The organism is Frigoribacterium sp. PvP032, assembly GCF_017833035.1.
Taxonomy (GTDB): Bacteria; Actinomycetota; Actinomycetes; order Actinomycetales; family Microbacteriaceae; genus Frigoribacterium.
In genome coordinates this window covers 543,745-562,984 of sequence record NZ_JAFIBM010000001.1, presented here as the reverse complement: position 1 = coordinate 562,984, position 19,240 = coordinate 543,745, and the positions used below count along the sequence as shown (strand labels likewise).

Here is a 19,240-nt window from a genome sequence, read left to right as displayed (position 1 = left end):
GCGGCCCCGCGTCACCCGATGATCGGGAGATGACCGATGAGCCCGTCCGCTTCCCGACCCGCGTCGCGCTGGTGCTGCGCGACGACCTCGAGCCCTGGCAGGTGGCGAACGTCGCGGCGTTCCTCGCCAGCGGCGTCGCCTCCGATCCCGAACTGGCCGGCGCCGCCTACGTCGACGCTGACGGGACCTCGTACGCGCCTCTGCTGGGCCAGCCGATCGTGGTGCTCGAGGGCGACCGCGAGGTGCTGAGGAGCGTCCGCTCCCGTGCGGTCGCCCGTGAGCTGCTCACCGCCGTCTTCGACGCCGGGATGTTCAGCACCGGTCACGACGCGGCGAACCGCGAGGTCGTCGCCGCAGCAGCCGGCGACGACCTCGACCTCGTCGGCGTCGCCGTGCACGGAGCCAAGAACCAGGTCGACCGCGTGCTCAAGGGCGTGAGCCGGCATCGGTGACTCGTGCCCGAGCCCGATACCGGAGGTGCCGCCGAGGTCACCGGTGCCGCCGACAGGTCGACCGCGTCAGTCGCCCCAGTCGAAGTCCGCATGAGTCTGGATGGTCGATCCCATGCCCAAACCGTATTTACTTTATTTACTTTTCTGGACGACGATGGCCGCGGCCGACCGTGCTCCTCGAGGTGTCGCATCGTGTTCCGAGCATCACGTCGCGCCCGAGTGAGGCGTGATGCTCGGAACGTGATGCGACACGGCAGGCTGCGCGCCCCTGGGCGCCGGCGGGTCCGGGCGCTACCCTCTGAGCCATGACCGGAGACCGTGTCCTCGCCCCCGAGCCGCCCGCCGACGGGTCGAAGCCGAAGGGCCCCGCGTCGTACTTCCCGAGCATCGAGAAGACTTACGGGCGCCCGATTCAGGAGTGGCTCGACCTCGTGAACGAGCGGCTCGAGCACGAGCCGCACATGCAGGTCGTCACCTGGCTGAAGTCCGAGCGCGGCATGGGCCACGGCCACGCGAACGCCATCGTCGCCTACGTCAAGGCCGCGCACGCCTGAGCTCCAGCATGGCCCGTTGCCTCCGGGCGAGGGTCGTCCTCACTCGGCGAGTGACTGCACGGCGTTCCAGAGGTCGTTCTGGAAGCCCGACGAGGTGCGGGCTCCCGGCGCGTAGTAGTGGTGGGCGCTCGAGCCGAAGATCAACCACGGCTTCTCATGCCGGACGGTTCCCGCAGGTTCTTCCCCTGAGGGCAGCAGGCGGGTGACGGTCCACGTCTGCTGCCGTCCCGCCTCCTCGGCCGTGACACGGTACGAGTTGCCCCGATCGGTCTCGAACTCGAACACCGGCTCGGCGCCGAGGTCGTGGTCACGGGAGACCTCGGCGCCCTGGACCGTGACTCGTGCGATGTTCGGCGGGTCCGTCATGAGGGTCATCGAACCACTCGCCGCGCCGGTCCTACGGCCGGACCGCCGCCTCCTCGTCGGGCGCGACGTCCTTCTGCACGGCGAACTGGGTGCGGTGCAGCTCCTCGTAGCGGCCGGCCGCGGCGAGCAGCTCGTCGTGCGTGCCGCGCTCGACGATGGAGCCGTCCTCGACCACGAGGATCAGGTCGGCGCTGCGGATCGTGGAGAGGCGGTGGGCGATCACCATCGCCGTCCGCCCCTCGAGCGCCTCGCTCAGCGCCGCCTGCACGGCGGCCTCCGAGGTCGAGTCGAGCGCCGCGGTCGCCTCGTCGAGGATGACGACGCGAGGCTGGGCCAGCAGGAGGCGCGCGATCGTCATCCGCTGACGCTCGCCTCCCGAGAGCCGGTAGCCCCGCTCCCCCACCATCGTGTCGAGCTGGTCCGGCAGCGAGCGGAGCAGCGGCTCGAGCCGTGCACGACGGACGGCGTCCCACACCTCGTCCTCGGTCGCCTCCGGCCGCGCGAGGCGCAGGTTGCTGAGGATGGTCTCGTGGAACAGGTGGCCGTCCTGCGTGACCATGCCCAGGGTGTGGCGCATGGAGGCGAAGGTCACGTCGCGCACGTCCGCGCCGGCGAGGCGCACGGCACCGCTGTCGACGTCGTACAGGCGCGAGAGCAGCTGGGCGATCGTGGACTTGCCCGCACCCGACGTGCCCACGAGCGCGACCGTCTGTCCCGGCTCGATGCGGAACGAGACGCCGTGCAGCACCTCCTCGCCGCCGCGGGTGTCGAGGGTCGAGACCTCCTCCAAGGAGGCGAGCGACACCTTGTCCGCGGACGGGTACGCGAACCGGACGTCGTCGAACTCGACGCTCACCGGGCCCTCGGGGACGGAGGTGGCGGTCGGCTTCTCCTGGATCAGCGGCTCGAGGTCGAGCACCTCGAAGACGCGCTCGAAGCTGACGACGGCGCTCATGATCTCGACGCGGGCGCTCGCGAGGCCGGTCAACGGCACGTAGAGGCGGGTGAGGAGGAGCGCCAGGGTGACGACCTCGCCGGTGTCGAGCTGGCCGGCGAGGGCCAGGAAGCCGCCGAGGCCGTAGACGAGGGCGAGGGCCAGGGCGGAGACGAGCGTGAGCGCGGTGACGAAGACGAACTGCAGCAGCGCGCTGCGGACCCCGATGTCTCGGACGCGGGCGGCGCGCACGCGGAACTCCTCCGCCTCCTCGTCGGGGCGGCCGAAGAGCTTGACGAGGGTGGCGCCCGGGGCCGAGAAGCGCTCGGTCATCTGGGTGCTCATCGCGGAGTTGTGGTCGGCGGCCTCGCGGCGCAGGGCGGCGAGGCGGCTGCCCATTCGGCGTGCGGGGATCAGGAAGATCGGCAGCATGATGACGGCGAGCACCGTCACCAGCCAGGAGGTGCTGAGCATGACGATGAGGGTGAGGATCAGTGCGACGACGTTGGTGACGACGCCGGAGAGGGTGCCGCTGAAGGCCTGCTGGGCGCCGATGACGTCGTTGTTGAGGCGGCTGACGAGGGCGCCGGTGCGGGTGCGGGTGAAGAACGCGATCGGCATCTTCTGGACGTGGTTGAAGACGGCGGTGCGGAGGTCGAGGATGACGCCCTCGCCGATCCGGGCCGAGAACCAGCGGGTGATGAGCGACACGACGGCGTCGGCCACCGCCACAGCGGCGATGAGGACGGCGAGCCGGACGATCATCGAGACCTCGCCCTTCGCGACGATGACGTCGACCACGCGGCCCGCCAGCACCGGTGTCGCGACGGCGAGGAACGCCCCCACGACGGAGAGCGCGATGAAGATGACGAGCTTCGCCCGGTAGGGCACGGCGAATGTCATGATCCGCTTGACGGACTCGCGGGAGATGCCGTGCTTGCCGTCCCTCGCGGACGAAATCTTGTAGAGCGAGCTCCAGGCCGCGCCTTCCATGCTCATGGGTGGTTCCTTCCGTGGGGTGCAGGCCCGACGTCTGCGGCGGGCCGCCCCGGGGTTCGCGGTTCACCCCCTGGGCGGCGAGATGGGGGCAGTACGAGTCAACTCGGGTGGGGGCGGATTCGTGTGCGAGTGCCGCTCTCGAGCGACGGAGAGTGGCTCCAGAGCGCGACCACCCTCACTGTCGTTAGGAGCAAACCCTCGGAGTGTTGCTGGGCATCGCACGGTGCGTTGGTGGAGGAGTACTCCGCCCTGCACACGGCCTGGCTGGTGTGCTTCGACGAGCGCGACAACGGCATGGGGCCGCTGCGGTGGCATGAGCTTTGCCCTAGCCACCGATCGGCTCCGCAAGGCCGAGGGGTTCTGCACGTACCGGGAGCAGGCGCTGCAGACTCCGCCCGCACAGTGGTCCACCTGGATCACGTCTGCTTAGTAGTCGCCTGCAGTGATGGCGCCTTCCCCACCAGGGAAGGCGCCGCTGCTATTTCTGCTGGTGGGTCAGTGCGGACGCAGCCCGTGCTTGAGGAGCTTCTGCTCGAGGGCGTCTACCGCCGCGGCGTCGTCTGCTTCCTTGGCTTGCGCTTCGGCCAAGAGGGCTTCTAGGGCTGGGACTAGCGAGGTGAGCAGTTCAGGGATGTCGTCGAGGTCGGTTTGGATGGTGAGGCCGTGTGAGGTGTTGGACAGGCCGACGTCTCCACTGCCGCTAATAGCGTCAGCGAGCTCCCTGTATGGCAGATTGCCCCGGAGCGGGGGAGTGAGGTTCAGCACGACTTCCGGGCCCGCATCGGAGTGCCCCCCCTCGATTGCGTAAAGGCGTATCCATTCGGGCAGGGCGTCCATCATCTCGTTCAGCCGGTCTTGAGCCTGACGGAGTCCGGTCTCGCGCGCGTGTGTGGCCGCGGCTTCCTCGGCCTTGCGCGTCTCGAACGTGCCATCAACGGCAGCGACGGCCTCTTCGATCCGTGTGAGGGTGCTCTCGGTGTCGGAGTCAGCGTAGAAGCGGATCGTTCCGTCGTCATTGACGTAAATGTGCTCGCTGGGGTTTCCGCGTGGGTTGATGAGGTCGTTGAGAAGCCGACTCCAGCCGTTGAATTCGTCTGCGCCGGGAACATCGATCAAGGTAATGGTAATTTCAGCGATCCCTCGCCACCCGTCAGGGTTCAGCGAGAAAGGCCCAAGCCGTGTGTGCGCGGCCGGGTCAGCCCTGACGTGACGCGCCTGCTGGTCGCGGACATTTCGCCTGTTCTCCCGGCGAACGGCAGGGCTTGCTTCCACGGCCGTCGCGAACGTGAAGGCGAAGGCAAGAGCACGACGTGCCTCCTCCGTCGTCAGCAGGGTTTGCTCTCGAAGCGCGGCCAAGAACCAGATGGCTTCTGCAGGGTCGGGTGCAATCGACGTGACGAACGTCACCTGCTGGAGCGCCTTGATCTGGTCCCCGTCGTCGCCGCTGAGTGATGCGCTGTAGGGCCTTGTTCGATGACGGAGGAACATCTGGCTCGATTCGACGAACCGATTCCACGTCTTCCGGGCGATCTTGTATGCCTCGGAGATGGCGCTGACAGCGGCTGTGGTGTCGTCGGCGTCGAGGCGGGCCTCGGCTGCGTCAAGGTGAGCCTTGATCTCTGGGTCGCGGATGGCGGTGGACAGTCGCACGTCATCGATGTCCACGCCGTAGGCGTAGGTGACGACGTGCGTGATGAACTTGTCGGTCGTCACCACCCACGTCGGGACGGACCCCGGGTCGACACTCAATCCGGAGTGCTGAACGCCGTTTCGCGCCTTGTGGAGTCGCATGCGGTCAGTGGAGAGCCCTGCCGGGGTGGTGAAGCCGGTGTTGCCGAGTTTCGAGAGCGCTGACTCCAAGGTGTCTTTGACACCCAGGTCGATCTGCTTGAACCCGCATGCAGTGAAGACCGCACGTTCGATGGCTGCGTCGAGCAGGAGAACGGCGGTGTCGTGCTGAGCTCGACCGGGTATGCGGGCGTGGGAGGCGGCGAGGTTGCGCAGGTTCCGCACGGCGAGGAGGTTGGCGAGGTCATTCGGTTCGAGCAGCACCCCGCCATGATGCCGCCTCAAGGTCATCTCAGCCGGCGTGCACGGTTCCAGGACTTGAACGAGAACTGGTGGGTCACCGCGTTGACGTAGAACACGGACTGGTGGCGGTACTCGCCGTACCCGGTTCGGCCTTGAACGGCGAACACCTGATTCCTGGCGACACGTCGTCCCGGGAACCAGGCGGCGAACTGTGTGCCGTCTCGCAACTGCACGAACGCTTTCGTGCCGGTGCGTGCGTGCTGGGCGGGCCTGACCACCCGGACGACCGTGTGCCAGGGGTCACGGTCCACCCGCGCGAGAGCCTCGGACTGCTCGGCGATGGGGGGAGGGAACAGACGCCGCATGATGGGCAACAGCCCCAGTGCCGGCAGTGTCAGCAGCCCGAGCAGCGACGCGGCACTGTTGGCCGTTTTCGTGAGGGTGGATTTCTCGGGGACGGCAGCCGTGATTAGGCCCACCAGCACCGGGACGGCCACGCTCACGACGGCAACGATCGCGGCCGGGGTCACGGCCCGGTTGGCGATGATTTTTACGCGGCCGATGATGCGTCGGCGGGTGGTGGGTCCGGTGACAGGGTCAGAGGCTGGGGGTACCGTACTCAGTGCTGTTTCCTGTGGGCGGGTAGGTGGTGGAGTTTTGACGGCGATTTGGCGGCGGGCCCGAGCACGGTTTTCCGTGTCGGCGTCCTCTAAGGGGAGCCGGCCTTTGAGAACGACGGAACCTCAAGTAAATCACTTGATCTGCTAAGTTGATAAAGCTTCGGCCGCCACCTCAGTCGTGCGGCTTTGGCGACGGGGTGATGTGAAAGATGCATGAGGGGGACTTCGACCTCGTCGAAGTGCTTCTCATTGCGAGCTGGCTCGCCGGCTGAGCCTACGGGCGTTGAGCACTGGAACGCGCGACTTGTCGCGCAGCGGAAATCGAAGGCGGCCGAAGCATCGCATGAACGATCAATTAAGCCAGTTTGCCTGGCGTTCGGAGAGGAACTACGCGGCGCGCCTCCGCTACGCGAAACGCCTACAGTCTCGCGGACGCTCCTGGACTGCTGCTCTTATCTCATTGAGCCTCGCCTCAACATTGGTAAGTATTGCACTCCTGCAAGAACCCAGCCTCTATGGCGACAGAGGCCCCTTCCTATGGTGCGCCGTCGGCGTGCTGACATTGACTGCTTCCCTCGTGCTGGGCAGCGCTGGTTACAGCGAGAAATCCACTCTCGGATTCGAGGCGTACCGCGATTTTCAGCGAATAGCCGTTGACGCCGCCTTCGCAGATGCATCGCACAATTCCGGACGTCGCCGTAGGCGTTCATTCAGGCGCCTTAACGCGGAGTACCAACTGCTTTTGGACAGAACAGCAAACCATTCCACAGGTGACTTCGCCTGGGCCGTTCAGTGGAAGAGCATCCGGAAGCAGGGGACAAATATCGAGACACCCCTCGTTAACTACGTGACTCCAACAGAGATGGCGCGCCGGCAGCTCGACCGATTCTGGAGTACGGCACTGTCTTCCCTTCCGGCCGTACTAATTGCTGCATCAGTGCTCTCCGTGACCCCTATAGCCTTGTGGGCGATTCGTGGTTAGCCAGTCTCGGGCGTCTGAAAGAGCCTGGAAGTCCGCAGTTCGGAAAGTGCAACTTGAAAAAGCTTTTAGGCGCTTGGAAGAGAAGAACGCTCTAGCTTCCCGGGACGGTGTGACAGCCGAGAAATGGGGAAGCCAACTAGATCGCAATCTTAGATGGGTTAATTCTTCTCTCTTAGGCCATAGATACCGTTTTAGCACGTACGATCTTCTACTTAAGAGCAAGGGCCGAGGAAAAGCTCCCCGTGAAATCGCCCGGCCTCGCTTTCAGGACCGGGTCGTTCTGCGATGTATGGCCGAATACCTGCAGGCCGTGGCACCCGAATCATCGGCACCTCTTGCACAAGATGTCATTGCTGACGTGCTCGCAAGCCTGTCGTCGGGCAAGTACCGCTATTTCATAAAAATCGACATCATCAATTTTTACCCAACACTGTCCCACGAGTGGGTCCGAGCTTCACTTACGAGAAAAATAGCATCACCTCCCATTGTCGACTTGTTCATGCGAGCCGTCGAACAATCGGCTGCACCAGAGGGTCGAAAGGCGGATTCTCCGTCGACGTCCGGTGTCCCTCAGGGACTAGCAATATCCAATGGCATAGCCGAACTCAGCCTGGCGCACCTGGATAGCAGTTTGCGGAAGCGTGATGGCCTGGCCTACTTTCGCTTCGTCGATGACATCCTCATATTGCTACCACGACGCAGTACAAATAAGCTCGTAATGGACATTAAGCAACTCATGGCATTGGCCGGGGTGAAGATTCATCCTGTCAAGCTGGGGGCCAATAAGTCTAGTGTTGGCCGAATCGCTGACAGCTTTGAATACCTGGGCTACAAGTTTGTGTGGCCTCGAGTGACGGTGAGGTCTGGGTCTGTAAGTAGAATTGAGGGGCGATTGGCGCGCGCCTTCACCGCTTACAAATACGCGCGCCAGCGCGCGGGAGGCGATGCCGCTCGCGTTGAGGTCGCCAAGAGGCGACTCCAGTGGCACGTAGACTTGGTTGTTACTGGCTGCCGTTTCGACAGCCACGCCGTGGGATGGCTTGTGTATTTTTCTCAGATAAGACATCAGCAACTGCTCGCACATTTAGACTGGCTTATCGAGGACCGGTCAAAAAGGTTTGCAGTCACAGATGTACAGTTTAAGAGCTTCACGAAGGCATACCGGCTGCTCGCAAGTCGCCATGGAGATGTAACTGGCTACATTCCCAATTTCGACGCGTGGGTCGTGGATGACAAACGGCAATGTCTGATGAACGTGTTTGGCGTCTCGGCGGCGAGGCTTACAAACGACCTAGACGTAGACCGCATATTTGCCGCTCGAGTTCGTCGCGAGGTGCGTGATCTCGAGCAGGACACTGAAGGCGCTGGCTATAACTGAGCGACGAACATATTTTCCATGATATACCTGCTCAATTTGGGTAAAGAATCGATGGCAGAACGTGAATACCGACTGGATTACAGTCTTCTCCTACCAGTGGTGGAGCGACATCGGCGTACCAGTGCTCGGAGCTGTCGGCACCATCGCCGTCGGCGTGGGTGCTATCGCCGTGGCTCTCAGCAGCAACAAGGTGGCGAGCAATATCACCAGTAGGGATCACAACCTGCAAACCCGTCGAAATACCGCTGACGAGCGAGATAATCGGGCTACGTTTGGGACGCTAGTGTCTCGATGGTCGGATCGTCTTGTGGAAGAAATACGAGGACAACCCGTCTGGACTGGCCACATGGAAAGTTCAGAGCGATCCGACGATTTGCGAGCCGAGGTCGATTCACGAGCGGCAGCGTCTCGTCAGGAAAACGGTCTTGATCTGGTTATCTTTATTGAGTCAATAATGACCGAAGTTCCGCACGAGTCTGCCCCCAGCGACTATCACCTGCTGGATGTACTCGTCGACATTCGACGGGCCTACATTCAGTCTTGGATTGACCATCCCACGACCTGGCAAGATCTTGACGGTACAGCCCGCTTGACGGGAGAGGGATGGGCTACCGCAGCACAGCTGATCGGTAGATTCAACAGTCAAAATAAGTATGTCGAGCGACCGTAGATAGCAGATTTATTGGATAATTGCTTTTCCTTAACTTGATTAGTGGCGACAACTGAGCACACCTCTGGCTCACGCTCAAATCTAGGCTTAGGCGCTTTGCTAGCTCGAGGGGTTCTGTTCACGCCCCCAAGGCCCCGATCCGCGCCTGCACAGCGACCGCGGCAGCACCACGCGCCCAGGCGCCGAAGTCGGCGTCCCCGGTGAGGACGCGCACCTCCGACGCGTCGGGGTCTCGGTCGGCGGCGATGCCGGCGCGCATCTCCGACGCCGCGACGGGGACGTCGACCAGCCCGATGCCCTCGCCCGAGAGCACCACGGTCCCGACCATCGTGAGGTTCGCCACCGCGGCGATCATGCGCCCGAGCGACCGGCCGGCCGTGCCGACGACCTGCACCGCGACGGCATTGCCCGAGGCGGCGAGCGCCAGCAGCTCCTCGTAGCTGACGAGCCGACCGAGACCGACGGCCGCCGAGGCGCACATGCTCGTCGTCGACAGCATCGCCGTCGAACAGCCCCGGTGGCCGTCGGCACAGATCGGACCAGTGGGATCGAGGGGGAAGTGCCCTCCGAGCCCGAGACCCGTGTCGGGCGTGATGACCTGCCTCCCGTGGATCACCAGCCCGTAGCCGACACCGGCCCCCGTCGTCACCACCGCGAAGTCGTCGATCCCCCGCCCGAGGCCGAACCACCGCTCCGCTTCCGTCAGCGCCACCACGTCGTTCTCGACCACGACCGGCAGCCCGAGCCGCCGCGACAGCATCCCGCCGAGGTCCACCTCACGCCACTCGAGGAAAGGCGCGCGCAGCACCACCTGTTGCCCGGTCACCTTGCCGCCGATGCTCACCCCGACACCCGCGAGCTCGGCGACACCACCAGCACCAGCGCCGGCCACGCTCGCCTCGGTTGATCCGTCACGTGACGGATCAGCCTCAGCAGAAACACCACCCCCGACAGCGCGACCGTCACCGCCCGACCCGGCGAGCGCCTCCACCACCGCGGCCAGCGCCTCCACCACCTCCTCGGGCGAGTGCCCGGCGAGGTCGGCGACGTGCTCGCCCAGCGTCTTGGCCCGCAGGTCGGTCAGCACGCCGAGCGCCTGGTCGCCGGTCAGCTTGATGCCGACGAAGCACTGCAGGTCGACGCGCACGTCGAGCGGCTTGGCAGGGCGGCCGACGGCTCCGGCGAGCTCGACGGCTCCCTCGACGAAGAGTCCGCGATCCAAGAACGGCTTGCTCAGCCGCGTCAGGCTCGCCGGCGACAGCCCCAGCCGGCGTCCGAGCTCCGCCCGCGCGATCGGCCCGTGGATCAGCACCTCGCGCACCAGCTCACGCCCGGACTCGCCCAGCACCGGCTCCGTCGTCGTCATGCGACCGAGCATATCTTCCAGGCCGAACGAAAAGGAGGCGCCATTCGGCTTTCCTGGATCACTTGACACGCCTATTACTTCCGTCGTAGAACTAACCCATGCAGCGTCGCACCGAAGTCCGCACGACCGAGCTCCACCTCCGCCAGGGAGGCACGAGCGTCGTCCTCGACACCTCCGGCCCCGGCCTCCCGAGCATCGTCCACTGGGGCCCCGACCTCGGCGAGCTCAGCGCCGCCGCCCTCGCCGGAGTCGTCCTCGCCTCCCGCCCCCAGCGCACCTCGGGCGCCATCGACGAGCCCGCCCGCCTCACGCTCCTCCCCTTCGAGTCCGACGGCTGGCAGGGCACCCCCGGCCTCCTCGGCAGCCGTGCCGGCGCCTCCTTCTCGCCTGCCTTCACCGTGACCGACCTCGACGTGACCGAAGACACCGAGGAGGCGCACGACACCGCCGAGACCGGTGTCAGCCCCGGCAACACCGGCGTTAGGGGCACCTCCGGCACCACCCTCACCATCACGGCCGACGACGCCGCCGCCGAGCTCCGCATCAGCATCACCCTGCGTCTCGACCCCCACGGCCTGCTGCACCAGCGCCTCCGCCTCACCAACACCGCGGCCGGCTCGACCAGCGACGACGCCCGCGAGCTCGACGCCTCCGCCGCCGCCGCGCTCGACACCGCCGCCACCTACGAGCTCGGCGAGCTCGCGGCGAGCTTCCCCCTGCCGCACACCGCCGGCGAGGTGCTCGACACCACCGGTCGCCACCTCCGCGAGCGCACCCCGCAGCGCCACGACCTCACGATCGGCCGCTACGACCGCGAGAGCCGCCGCGGCCGTCCCGGAGCCGACGCCACCCTGTTCATCGCCACCGGCACGCCCGGCTTCGGCTTCGAGCGCGGCCTCGTCCACGCCGCCCACCTCGCGTGGAGCGGCAACCACCGCGTCAGCGTCGAGCGCATCGTCACCGGCGCCACCCACACCCGCGTGGCCGAGCTGCTGGCCCCGGGCGAGATCCGGCTCGGGCCGGGCGAGAGCTACGAGACGCCGGAGGCGCTCGGCTCGTGGGGAGACGGGCTCACCGAGCTCTCGGCACGGTTCCACCGCCTCCTGCGCGCCCGGCCGATCCACCCGGCGACGCCGCGTCCCGTGACCCTCAACACGTGGGAGGCCGTCTACTTCGACCACGACCTCGGCCGCCTCAGCGCCCTCGCCGACGCCGGGGCCCGTGTCGGGATCGAGCGCTTCGTGCTCGACGACGGCTGGTTCCACGGCCGTCGTGACGACACCACCGCGCTCGGCGACTGGTGGGTCGACGAGACGGTCTGGCCCGACGGGCTCGCGCCGATCATCGACCACGTCACCGACCTCGGCATGCAGTTCGGCATCTGGGTCGAGCCCGAGATGGTCAGCCCCGACAGCGAGCTCGCGCGGGCGCACCCCGAGTGGATCCTCGGCCCCGGCGAGGGGCGCCTGCCGAAGATCGCCCGCCAGCAGCAGGTGCTCGACCTGTCGAACCCCGACGCGTTCGCGTACATCCTCGGCAAGCTCGACGCGCTGCTCAGCGACCACGACATCGCCTACCTGAAGTGGGACCACAACCGCGACCTGCTGGAGGCGGGCGCCGGCGCCCCGGCACGACCGGCGGTCCACGAGAACGTCGTCGCGCTCTACCGCCTGCTCGACGAGCTGCGCAGCCGTCACCCCGGCGTCGAGATCGAGAGCTGCGCCTCCGGCGGGGCCCGGGTCGACCTGGGGATCCTCGACCACACCGACCGCATCTGGACCAGCGACTGCATCGACCCGATGGAGCGCCTCGTCAACCAGAAGCACACCGGCCTGCTCGTGCCCCACGAGCTGATGGGCGCCCACGTCAGCGGACCCCGTTCGCACTCGACCGGTCGTCGCCACGACCTGTCGTTCCGTGCGGGAGTCGCCCTGCCCGGCCACTTCGGCGTCGAGTGGGACATCAGCTCGCCCGACGTCGACGACGCCACCCTCGACGAGCTCGCCGCCTGGATCTCTGTGCACAAGGCCAACCGGTCGCTCCTCCACACGGGAGCCGTCGTCCACGCCGACCTGCCCGACCCCGGCATGGACCTGCGCGGAGTCGTCGCCGCCGACCGCAGCCGCGCGCTCTACACGTTCACGCAGGTCGCGACGAGCGCGATGTACCCGGCGGGCCCCGTCACGCTGCCCGGCCTCGACGACGACCGCGAGTACCGCGTCGCCCTCGAGGCGCCGACCGCCACCGTCGGCGGCCCCGGCCAGTCCCCGCTCGCCTGGGCACTCGACGGGGTCGTCCTCACGGGTCGCGCCCTCCGCCTCGGCGGCGTGCAGGCCCCGGTCCTCTTCCCCGAGCAGCTAGTCCTCCTCTCGGCCACCGCCCTCTAGCCCCGCGTCTCTTCCCCCACCCCGTCTCGCGCCCGCCCCGAGTCCGCCGCTCCCCCTCCTCATTCAGGAACATCAAGCCTGATCCTCGCGAGGGGGAGACCGATCGTCCTGATCCGTGCACCACTCAGGACTCCCCGACCCGCACCTCCTGAATTCCGAGGAGGCGCTCCGCACGACCCCGCATCGCAGCACGACCCACGCGGCCCCGGCCGCACCCCCAGCGCAAGGAGGCGCACAGTGAGTCCCCGATCCCCCTTCACTGACCGGAACAGGCCTGGTCCGACCAACGCCAAGCACCGCGGCCGCCTGGCCGCCGCAGCCCTCGGCACGGCCGTCGTCCTCGCCGGCCTCACCGGCTGCGCGCCCGGCAGCGGCCCCGACGCCGACGGCGTCACGACGCTCGACTTCTTCCAGTTCAAGCCGGAGGCGGTGCAGGACTTCGCCGACATCATCACGGACTTCGAGGCCGAGAACCCCGACATCCGCGTGGTGCAGAACGCGGTGCCCGACCCCGACACGGCGATCCGCACCCTGCTCGTCAAGAACAAGGTGCCCGACGTGCTGACGCTCAACGTCAGCGGCAACTTCGCCGAGCTGGCGCGGGCCTGCGTCTTCGCCGACCTCGCGGACGAACCCTCGGCCGACACGGTGAACCCCGCGGTGCAGGAGATCGTGCAAGACCTGGGCAGCTGCGACCAGAGCAGCGCCGACGGAGGCAGCGGCAGCCCGGAGGTCAACGCCCTCCCCTTCGCCAACAACGCGTCCGGCATCATCTACAACCCCGACATCTTCGCGGCGCAGGGCGTCGAGGTCCCCACCACGTGGACCGAGCTGGTCGCCGCCGCCGACACCTTCGAGCAGGCCGGCATCGCGCCGTTCTACTGCACGATGAAGGACGCGTGGACGGCCGGCCCCGCCTTCGTCAACCTCGGCGGCGCACTGATGCCCGACGGGTTCTTCGACGACCTGCGAGCCGAGGGATCCGACGTGCAGGACGGCGCCGTGTCGTTCAACAAGGACTTCGGCCCCGCCATGGAGAAGGAGGTGCAGCTCTTCTCCTACTGCCAGGACGACTTCGCCAGCCGCGACTACAACGCCGGAAACCTCGCGTTCGCGAACGGCGAGTCCGCGATGTACCTGCAGGGCTCGTACGCGATCCCGGCGATCCGCGCCAACGCACCCGACGCCTCCATCGGCACCTTCCCCTACCCGGTCACCGAGAACGCCGACGACCGCATCGCGGTCTCGGGCGTCGACGTCGGCCTCAGCATCGGCCGAGACAGCCCCCACAAGGAGGAGGCGCAGCGCTTCGTCGACTACCTCATGTCGCCCGAGGTGGTGCAGGCCTACTCGGAGTCGCAGTCCACCTTCTCGCCTCTCGTCGACGCCGAGCCCAACACCGACCCTGCCCTCGCGGGGCTCGAGCCGTACTTCACGAGCGGCCGGATCATCGGCTTCATCGACCACCAGGTGCCCGCGTCGATCCCGCTGGTCAACATGCTGCAGACCCTGGTCATCACCGGCGACGTCGACGAGTTCCTCACCGACCTCGACGACGAGTGGAGCAAGGTCGCCGCCCGCACCACCACGCAGAGAGAAGGCAAGTGATGACCGCCACCGCACCGCGGCCGACGACCGACGCCGGTCCCGAGGGGCCGACCCGCGCCTCCTCGACGAAGCGCGCCCCCACGCGCCGCGCCGGCCAGGGCAGGACGCCCCGCGCCTTCTACTGGATGGTCGTGCCCGCCGTCGTCATCTTCTTCGGCCTGCACACCATCCCCGTCGTCACGGGCATGTTCTTCAGCCTCACCAACTACGCGGGCTACGGCACGTGGAGCTTCGTCGGGCTGTCGAACTACCTCAACCTGTTCCGCGACGACCGTGTCATCGCGTCGTACCTGTTCACGTTCGGGTTCGCCGTCGTGTCGACGATCGCCGTCAACGTGATCTCGCTCGCGATCGCGCTCGGCCTGAACTCGAGGATCAAGTTCCGCACGGCGTTCCGCGGCATCTTCTTCATCCCGTACGTGCTGGCGATCCTCATCATCGGCTACGTCTTCAACTACCTGTTCGCGAACTCGTTCCCGACGATCCTGCAGTCGATGGGGCTGCCGGGCGCCAACATCCTGGCCGACCCGCAGTGGGCCTGGGTCGGCATCGTCATCACGACGGTGTGGCAGGCGTGCGCGTTCAACGTGATCCTCTACCTGGCGGGGCTGCAGACCATCCCCGCCGAGCTGTACGAGGCGGCCGGCATCGACGGCGCGTCGTCGTGGCGGCAGTTCCGCTCGATCACGTTCCCGCTGATCGGCGCCTACTTCACCATCAACATGGTGTTGTCGTTCAAGTCGTTCCTGCAGGTGTTCGACCAGATCGTCGCCCTGACGAACGGCGGCCCCGGCACGTCGACCGAGTCGATCGCGCTCGTCATCTTCCGCGGCGGGTTCCAGGGCGGCGAGTACGGCTACCAGATGGCCAACGCCGTGCTGTACCTCTTCGTCATCATCCTCGTGTCGTTCATCCAGTTGCGCTTCCTCCAGCGCAGAGAGGCGTCGTTCTGATGAGCTCGACGATCCAGGGCGCTGAGGCCCTCCAGACCACCACGAGCCCCGTCGACCCAGGGGCATCGTCCCCGGCCGGCACACCTCCGAGGTCGCGCCGACGGCGTCGTCTCGACGGCGGCACGGGAGGCACCAACTGGTGGCTCACCGCACTGATCGCGGTCTGCTCGCTGACGGTGCTCCTCCCCCTGTACTTCACGATCGTGACGTCGCTGAAGACCCCCGACCAGCTGGGCGGAACCGGCTTCGAGCTGCCGACCGAGATCCGCTGGCAGAACTTCGCCGACGCGTACCAGCTGACGAACTTCCCGCAGGCGCTGCTCAACACGGCGCTGATCACCGTCGGGGCCGTCGTCCTCACGCTCTTCACCAACTCGCTGGTGGCCTACGCCATCGCGCGCAACATGCACAAGAAGTTCTTCCGCGGGCTGTACTTCTACTTCCTGGCCGCGATCTTCGTGCCGTTCCCGATCATCATGCTGCCGGTGGTGAAGGAGACCGCGCTGCTCGGCCTCGACACCCCCGTCGGGCTCGTGCTGCTCTATACCGTCTACGGGCTCTCGTTCAACATCTTCATCTTCACCGCGTACATCAACTCGATCCCGATCGAGCTCGAGGAGGCGGCGCGCATGGACGGCGCCAGCACCTGGGGCGTCTTCTGGAAGGTCGTCTTCCCGCTGCTGGCGCCGATGAACGCCACGGTCGGCATCCTCACCTGCGTCTGGGCGTGGAACGACTTCCTGCTGCCGCTCGTGATCCTCTCCGACCCGTCGGCGCGCACGCTGCCCCTGGCGCAGTTCATCTTCCAGGGCCAGTTCAACACGAACTACACGGTGGCCTTCGCCTCGTACCTGATGGCGCTGGCGCCGCTGCTGGTCGTCTACATCGTGGCGCAGAAGTGGGTCGTCAGCGGCGTGATGCGGGGGTCGACCAAGTGACCGACGCGAGCACGCCGCAGGCCGATGACGGCGGCCGAGACCACACTCGAGACATGACCAGCACGAACGAAGGAGGAGCGGTGCCGCACACCGACGCACCCTGGTGGACGTCCGCCACCGTCTACCAGATCTGGCCCCGCAGCTTCGCCGACGGCAACGGCGACGGCGTGGGCGACCTGGCGGGCATCCGCAGCAAGCTGGGGCACCTGCACGACCTCGGCGTCGACGTGATCTGGCTGTCGCCGATCTACCGCTCGCCGCAGGCCGACGCCGGCTACGACATCAGCGACTACGACGACATCGACCCGCTGTTCGGCACGCTGGACGAGTTCGACGAGCTGCTGGCCGAGGTGCACGGCCTCGGCATGAAGCTCGTGATGGACCTCGTCGTGAACCACACGAGCGACGAGCACGCCTGGTTCGCCGAGTCCCGGTCGTCCGTCGACAACCCGAAGCGCGACTGGTACGTCTGGCGTCCGCAGTCGGACGACGGGTCGCTGCCGACCGAGTGGCGCAGCGCCTTCAGCGGCCCCGCCTGGCAGCTCGACGAGGCGACCGGCGAGTGGTACCTGCACATGTTCGCGACCAAGCAGCCCGACCTGAACTGGCAGAACGCGGACATGCGCGCCGCGGTCTACGCGATGATGAACCGCTGGCTCGACCGCGGCGTCGACGGCTTCCGGATGGACGTCATCAACTTCATCGCCAAGACCCCCGCGTCGCTCGAGCCCGGCTCGGTCAGCTTCGAGATGGACCCGGCGATCCACGACCACCTCCAGGAGATGCACCGCGAGGTCTTCGCGCACCGCGGCGACCGCCAGCTCATCACGGTCGGCGAGATGCCCGGCGTGACGGTCGACGACGCCGCGCTGTTCACCGACCAGGCGCGCAGCGAGCTCGACATGGTGTTCCAGTTCGAGCACGTCGACCTCGACCGCGGCCCCGACTCGAAGTTCGACAACGTGCCGCTGGCGCTGACCGACCTGAAGCGGTCGCTCGGCCGCTGGCAGGAGGGACTCGCCGAGCGCGGCTGGAACAGCCTGTACCTCGGCAACCACGACCAGCCCCGCAGCGTCTCGCGCTTCGGCGAGGACGGTGCCCACCGGTACGAGTCGGCGACGATGCTGGCCGCCGTGCTGCACCTCCACCGCGGCACTCCCTACGTCTACCAGGGCGACGAGATCGGCATGACGAACGCCGGCTTCACCTCGATCGACCAGTACCGCGACATCGAGTCGCTGAACTGGCACGAGGAGGCGCTGGCCGACGGAGCCTCGGAGGCCGACGTCCTCGAGGCGCTGCGGTTCCGCAGCCGCGACAACGCCCGCACGCCGGTGCAGTGGTCGGCGGGCGCCTCCGCGGGCTTCACGACGGGGACCCCGTGGATCGGCGTCAACCCGAACAGCTCCGAGCTGAACGTGGAGGCCGACCGCGCCTCCGGCGACCGCAGCGTCTTCGAGTTCTACCGGCGGCTGATCGCGCTGCGGCACGAGCTGCCGGTGGTGCAGCTCGGCGACTTCGCGATGCTGGCCCCCGACGACGAGCGGCTCTACGCGTTCACCCGCACGCTCGGCGACGAGCGGCTGCTCGTGCTCGCGAACTGGTCGGGCGAGCCGTACGACCTCGACCCAGGGCTCGACCCGGTGCTGCGGCGCCGGTCGATCCCCGAGGTGCTCGTCAGCAACGTGCCGCACGGCCCCGGCTCACTCACGCTCGCCCCCTGGGAGGTGCGCATCCTGCGCGCCTGACCCCCGCCTCCTCGCCCCCGCCCGTCCCCTCCTCATTCAGGAAGATCCGTCCTGATCCGCGCGGGAGGGGGCACGGGGTTCCTGATCCGTGCACGGTTCAGGAACCCCGTGGCTGGCCTTCCTGGATCCCGCAGGAGGTGCGCGCGAGATCGAGGGAGGGGTGCCGCCGCCTACAACCAGCGCTTGAGCTTGAACGCGCCCCAGAGCCCGCCGCCGATGCCGACCATCAGCGCGAGGGCGAACGGGTAGCCGTACTCCCAGTGCAGCTCGGGCATGATGTCGAAGTTCATGCCGTAGATCGCACCGATCAGCGTCGGCGCGAACAGGATGGCGGCCCAGGCCGAGATGCGCTTGGTGACGTCGTTCTGCACCTGGGCGACGAGCGTCGCGTTCAGCGACAGCGCGTTCTGCAGCACGGCGCGGAACGTGTCGGCACGGTCGACGACGCGGATCACGTGGTCCTGCACGTCGCGCAGCCGGCGCTCGAGCTCGGTGCCGACCTGGTACTTCTCGCCGCCGCGCAGCAGCCCGTCGAGCATGCCGACGAGCGGGCGGGTGGCCTTCTGGAAGTCCGCGACCTCGCCGAACAGCTCGTAGATGCGGCGCGAGACCCCGGCCTCGCCGGCGAACAGCTGCTGCTCGATCTCGTCGATGTCGTTCTCGAGCCCCTCGACGACCGGCGCGTAGGCGTCGACGATCGCGTCGAGCACCGCCCACAGGATCGCCTGCGGCCCCACCCGCAACAGGTCGGGCTTGGCCCGTAGCCTCGTCACGCTGCGCGCCAGGTAGCGGGAGTCGATGTCGGAGACGTGGTTGATCCCGATCAGGAAGTCCGGCCCGACGAAGAAGTGGATCTCGCCGAACGCGACCCGCTCCTCCCTGTCGATGTAGACGGCCGGGCGGACGACGACGAAGAGGGTCGTGCCGTAGCGCTCGAGCTTGGCGCGCTGGTGGCCGTGGCCCGCGTCCTCGACGGCGAGCTCGTGCAGGTCGAAGCGGGCGGCCAAGGAGGCGAGCTCGGCCTCGTCGGGCTCGCTCAGCACCACCCAGGCGGTGCCGTGCGTCTCGGCGAGGGCCGCGTAGGTCTCGTCGAGCGTGTCGGGGCTCGCGGCGACTCGTCCGTCGACGTAGACGTCGTTGATCAGCAGGGGCATCCGCCCAGTGTCGCAGCCCGGAGGGCCGGGGCCGCGCCGCGCCTCCTCGACCCTGGGCCCTCTTCGAGAGGCGACGAGACGACGCGAAGTGTCCTCGCCG

General features: G+C 67.1%; 16 protein-coding genes. 10 read left to right on the top strand and 6 right to left on the bottom strand.

Annotated elements, in window-relative coordinates; genetic code table 11:
* The first annotated feature begins 29 nt into the window (after positions 1 to 29).
* Both JOE35_RS02600 and JOE35_RS02595 read left to right on the top strand, forming a co-directional pair.
* Positions 30 to 452 carry a DUF2000 domain-containing protein gene (locus JOE35_RS02600; RefSeq protein ID WP_209559708.1) on the top strand — a complete coding sequence of 141 codons (423 nt, stop codon included), beginning with the start codon at positions 30 to 32 and terminating at the stop codon, positions 450 to 452.
* A gap of 305 nt (positions 453 to 757) precedes the next feature.
* Positions 758 to 1,006: a DUF4287 domain-containing protein gene (locus JOE35_RS02595; protein WP_209559707.1), complete on the top strand. Its 249-nt coding sequence runs from the start codon at positions 758 to 760 to the stop codon at positions 1,004 to 1,006.
* 39 nt (positions 1,007 to 1,045) lie between these two features.
* On the opposite strand, the gene JOE35_RS02590 is transcribed toward JOE35_RS02595, so the two are convergent.
* From JOE35_RS02590 to JOE35_RS02575, 4 genes are all read right to left on the bottom strand, one after another.
* Positions 1,046 to 1,381, bottom strand: a complete 336-nt coding sequence (locus JOE35_RS02590) for a hypothetical protein (RefSeq protein ID WP_209559706.1) — start codon at positions 1,379 to 1,381, stop codon at positions 1,046 to 1,048.
* A 22-nt stretch (positions 1,382 to 1,403) separates the two neighbouring features.
* Positions 1,404 to 3,305, bottom strand: coding sequence for an ABC transporter ATP-binding protein (locus tag JOE35_RS02585; RefSeq protein ID WP_209559705.1), 1,902 nt, complete (start codon positions 3,303 to 3,305; stop codon positions 1,404 to 1,406).
* Between the two features lie 495 nt (positions 3,306 to 3,800).
* On the bottom strand, positions 3,801 to 5,357 hold the full coding sequence (locus JOE35_RS02580; RefSeq protein ID WP_209559704.1) for a hypothetical protein: 1,557 nt from the start codon (positions 5,355 to 5,357) through the stop codon (positions 3,801 to 3,803).
* A 23-nt stretch (positions 5,358 to 5,380) separates the two neighbouring features.
* A complete protein-coding gene (locus tag JOE35_RS02575; protein ID WP_209559702.1) occupies positions 5,381 to 5,839 on the bottom strand; it encodes a hypothetical protein in 459 nt (152 codons plus the stop codon).
* 460 nt (positions 5,840 to 6,299) lie between these two features.
* Here JOE35_RS02575 and JOE35_RS16175 point away from each other — a divergent pair, with 460 nt between their 5' ends.
* The 3 genes from JOE35_RS16175 (at position 6,300) to JOE35_RS02560 (ending at position 8,986) form a co-directional block, all read left to right on the top strand.
* Positions 6,300 to 6,938 (top strand): hypothetical protein, encoded by a 639-nt coding sequence (locus JOE35_RS16175; protein ID WP_209559701.1) that lies wholly within the window; start codon positions 6,300 to 6,302, stop codon positions 6,936 to 6,938.
* Positions 6,931 to 8,316, top strand: a complete 1,386-nt coding sequence (locus tag JOE35_RS02565) for a reverse transcriptase domain-containing protein (RefSeq protein WP_307802905.1) — start codon at positions 6,931 to 6,933, stop codon at positions 8,314 to 8,316. The genes JOE35_RS16175 and JOE35_RS02565 overlap by 8 nt, the downstream gene beginning before the upstream one ends.
* A 61-nt stretch (positions 8,317 to 8,377) precedes the next feature.
* Positions 8,378 to 8,986, top strand: coding sequence for a hypothetical protein (locus JOE35_RS02560; protein ID WP_209559698.1), 609 nt, complete (start codon positions 8,378 to 8,380; stop codon positions 8,984 to 8,986).
* A gap of 118 nt (positions 8,987 to 9,104) precedes the next feature.
* Here the strand turns inward: JOE35_RS02560 and JOE35_RS02555 are convergent, their stop codons facing one another.
* Positions 9,105 to 10,352, bottom strand: coding sequence for an ROK family transcriptional regulator (locus tag JOE35_RS02555; RefSeq protein ID WP_209559697.1), 1,248 nt, complete (start codon positions 10,350 to 10,352; stop codon positions 9,105 to 9,107).
* Positions 10,353 to 10,450: 98 nt separating this feature from the next.
* Between JOE35_RS02555 and JOE35_RS02550 the strand changes: the two genes are divergently transcribed.
* The 5 genes from JOE35_RS02550 (at position 10,451) to JOE35_RS02530 (ending at position 17,986) form a co-directional block, all read left to right on the top strand.
* Positions 10,451 to 12,739 (top strand): alpha-galactosidase, encoded by a 2,289-nt coding sequence (locus tag JOE35_RS02550; RefSeq protein WP_209559695.1) that lies wholly within the window; start codon positions 10,451 to 10,453, stop codon positions 12,737 to 12,739.
* Positions 12,740 to 12,976: 237 nt separating this feature from the next.
* A complete protein-coding gene (locus tag JOE35_RS02545) occupies positions 12,977 to 14,347 on the top strand; it encodes an ABC transporter substrate-binding protein (protein WP_209559693.1) in 1,371 nt (456 codons plus the stop codon).
* Positions 14,347 to 15,300: a carbohydrate ABC transporter permease gene (locus tag JOE35_RS02540; RefSeq protein WP_245186026.1), complete on the top strand. Its 954-nt coding sequence runs from the start codon at positions 14,347 to 14,349 to the stop codon at positions 15,298 to 15,300. Before JOE35_RS02545 ends, JOE35_RS02540 begins: the two co-directional genes overlap by 1 nt.
* Positions 15,300 to 16,238 (top strand): carbohydrate ABC transporter permease, encoded by a 939-nt coding sequence (locus JOE35_RS02535; protein ID WP_209559692.1) that lies wholly within the window; start codon positions 15,300 to 15,302, stop codon positions 16,236 to 16,238. Before JOE35_RS02540 ends, JOE35_RS02535 begins: the two co-directional genes overlap by 1 nt.
* Positions 16,239 to 16,291: 53 nt before the next feature.
* Complete coding sequence (locus JOE35_RS02530) at positions 16,292 to 17,986, top strand: alpha-glucosidase (RefSeq protein WP_209559691.1); 1,695 nt, start codon at positions 16,292 to 16,294, stop codon at positions 17,984 to 17,986.
* A gap of 170 nt (positions 17,987 to 18,156) precedes the next feature.
* Here JOE35_RS02530 and JOE35_RS02525 read toward each other — a convergent pair whose 3' ends face one another.
* The gene (locus tag JOE35_RS02525) at positions 18,157 to 19,140 is read right to left on the bottom strand and encodes a magnesium and cobalt transport protein CorA (protein WP_209559689.1); all 984 of its coding nucleotides are present in this window, start codon (positions 19,138 to 19,140) and stop codon (positions 18,157 to 18,159) included.
* Positions 19,141 to 19,240: the final 100 nt, after the last annotated feature.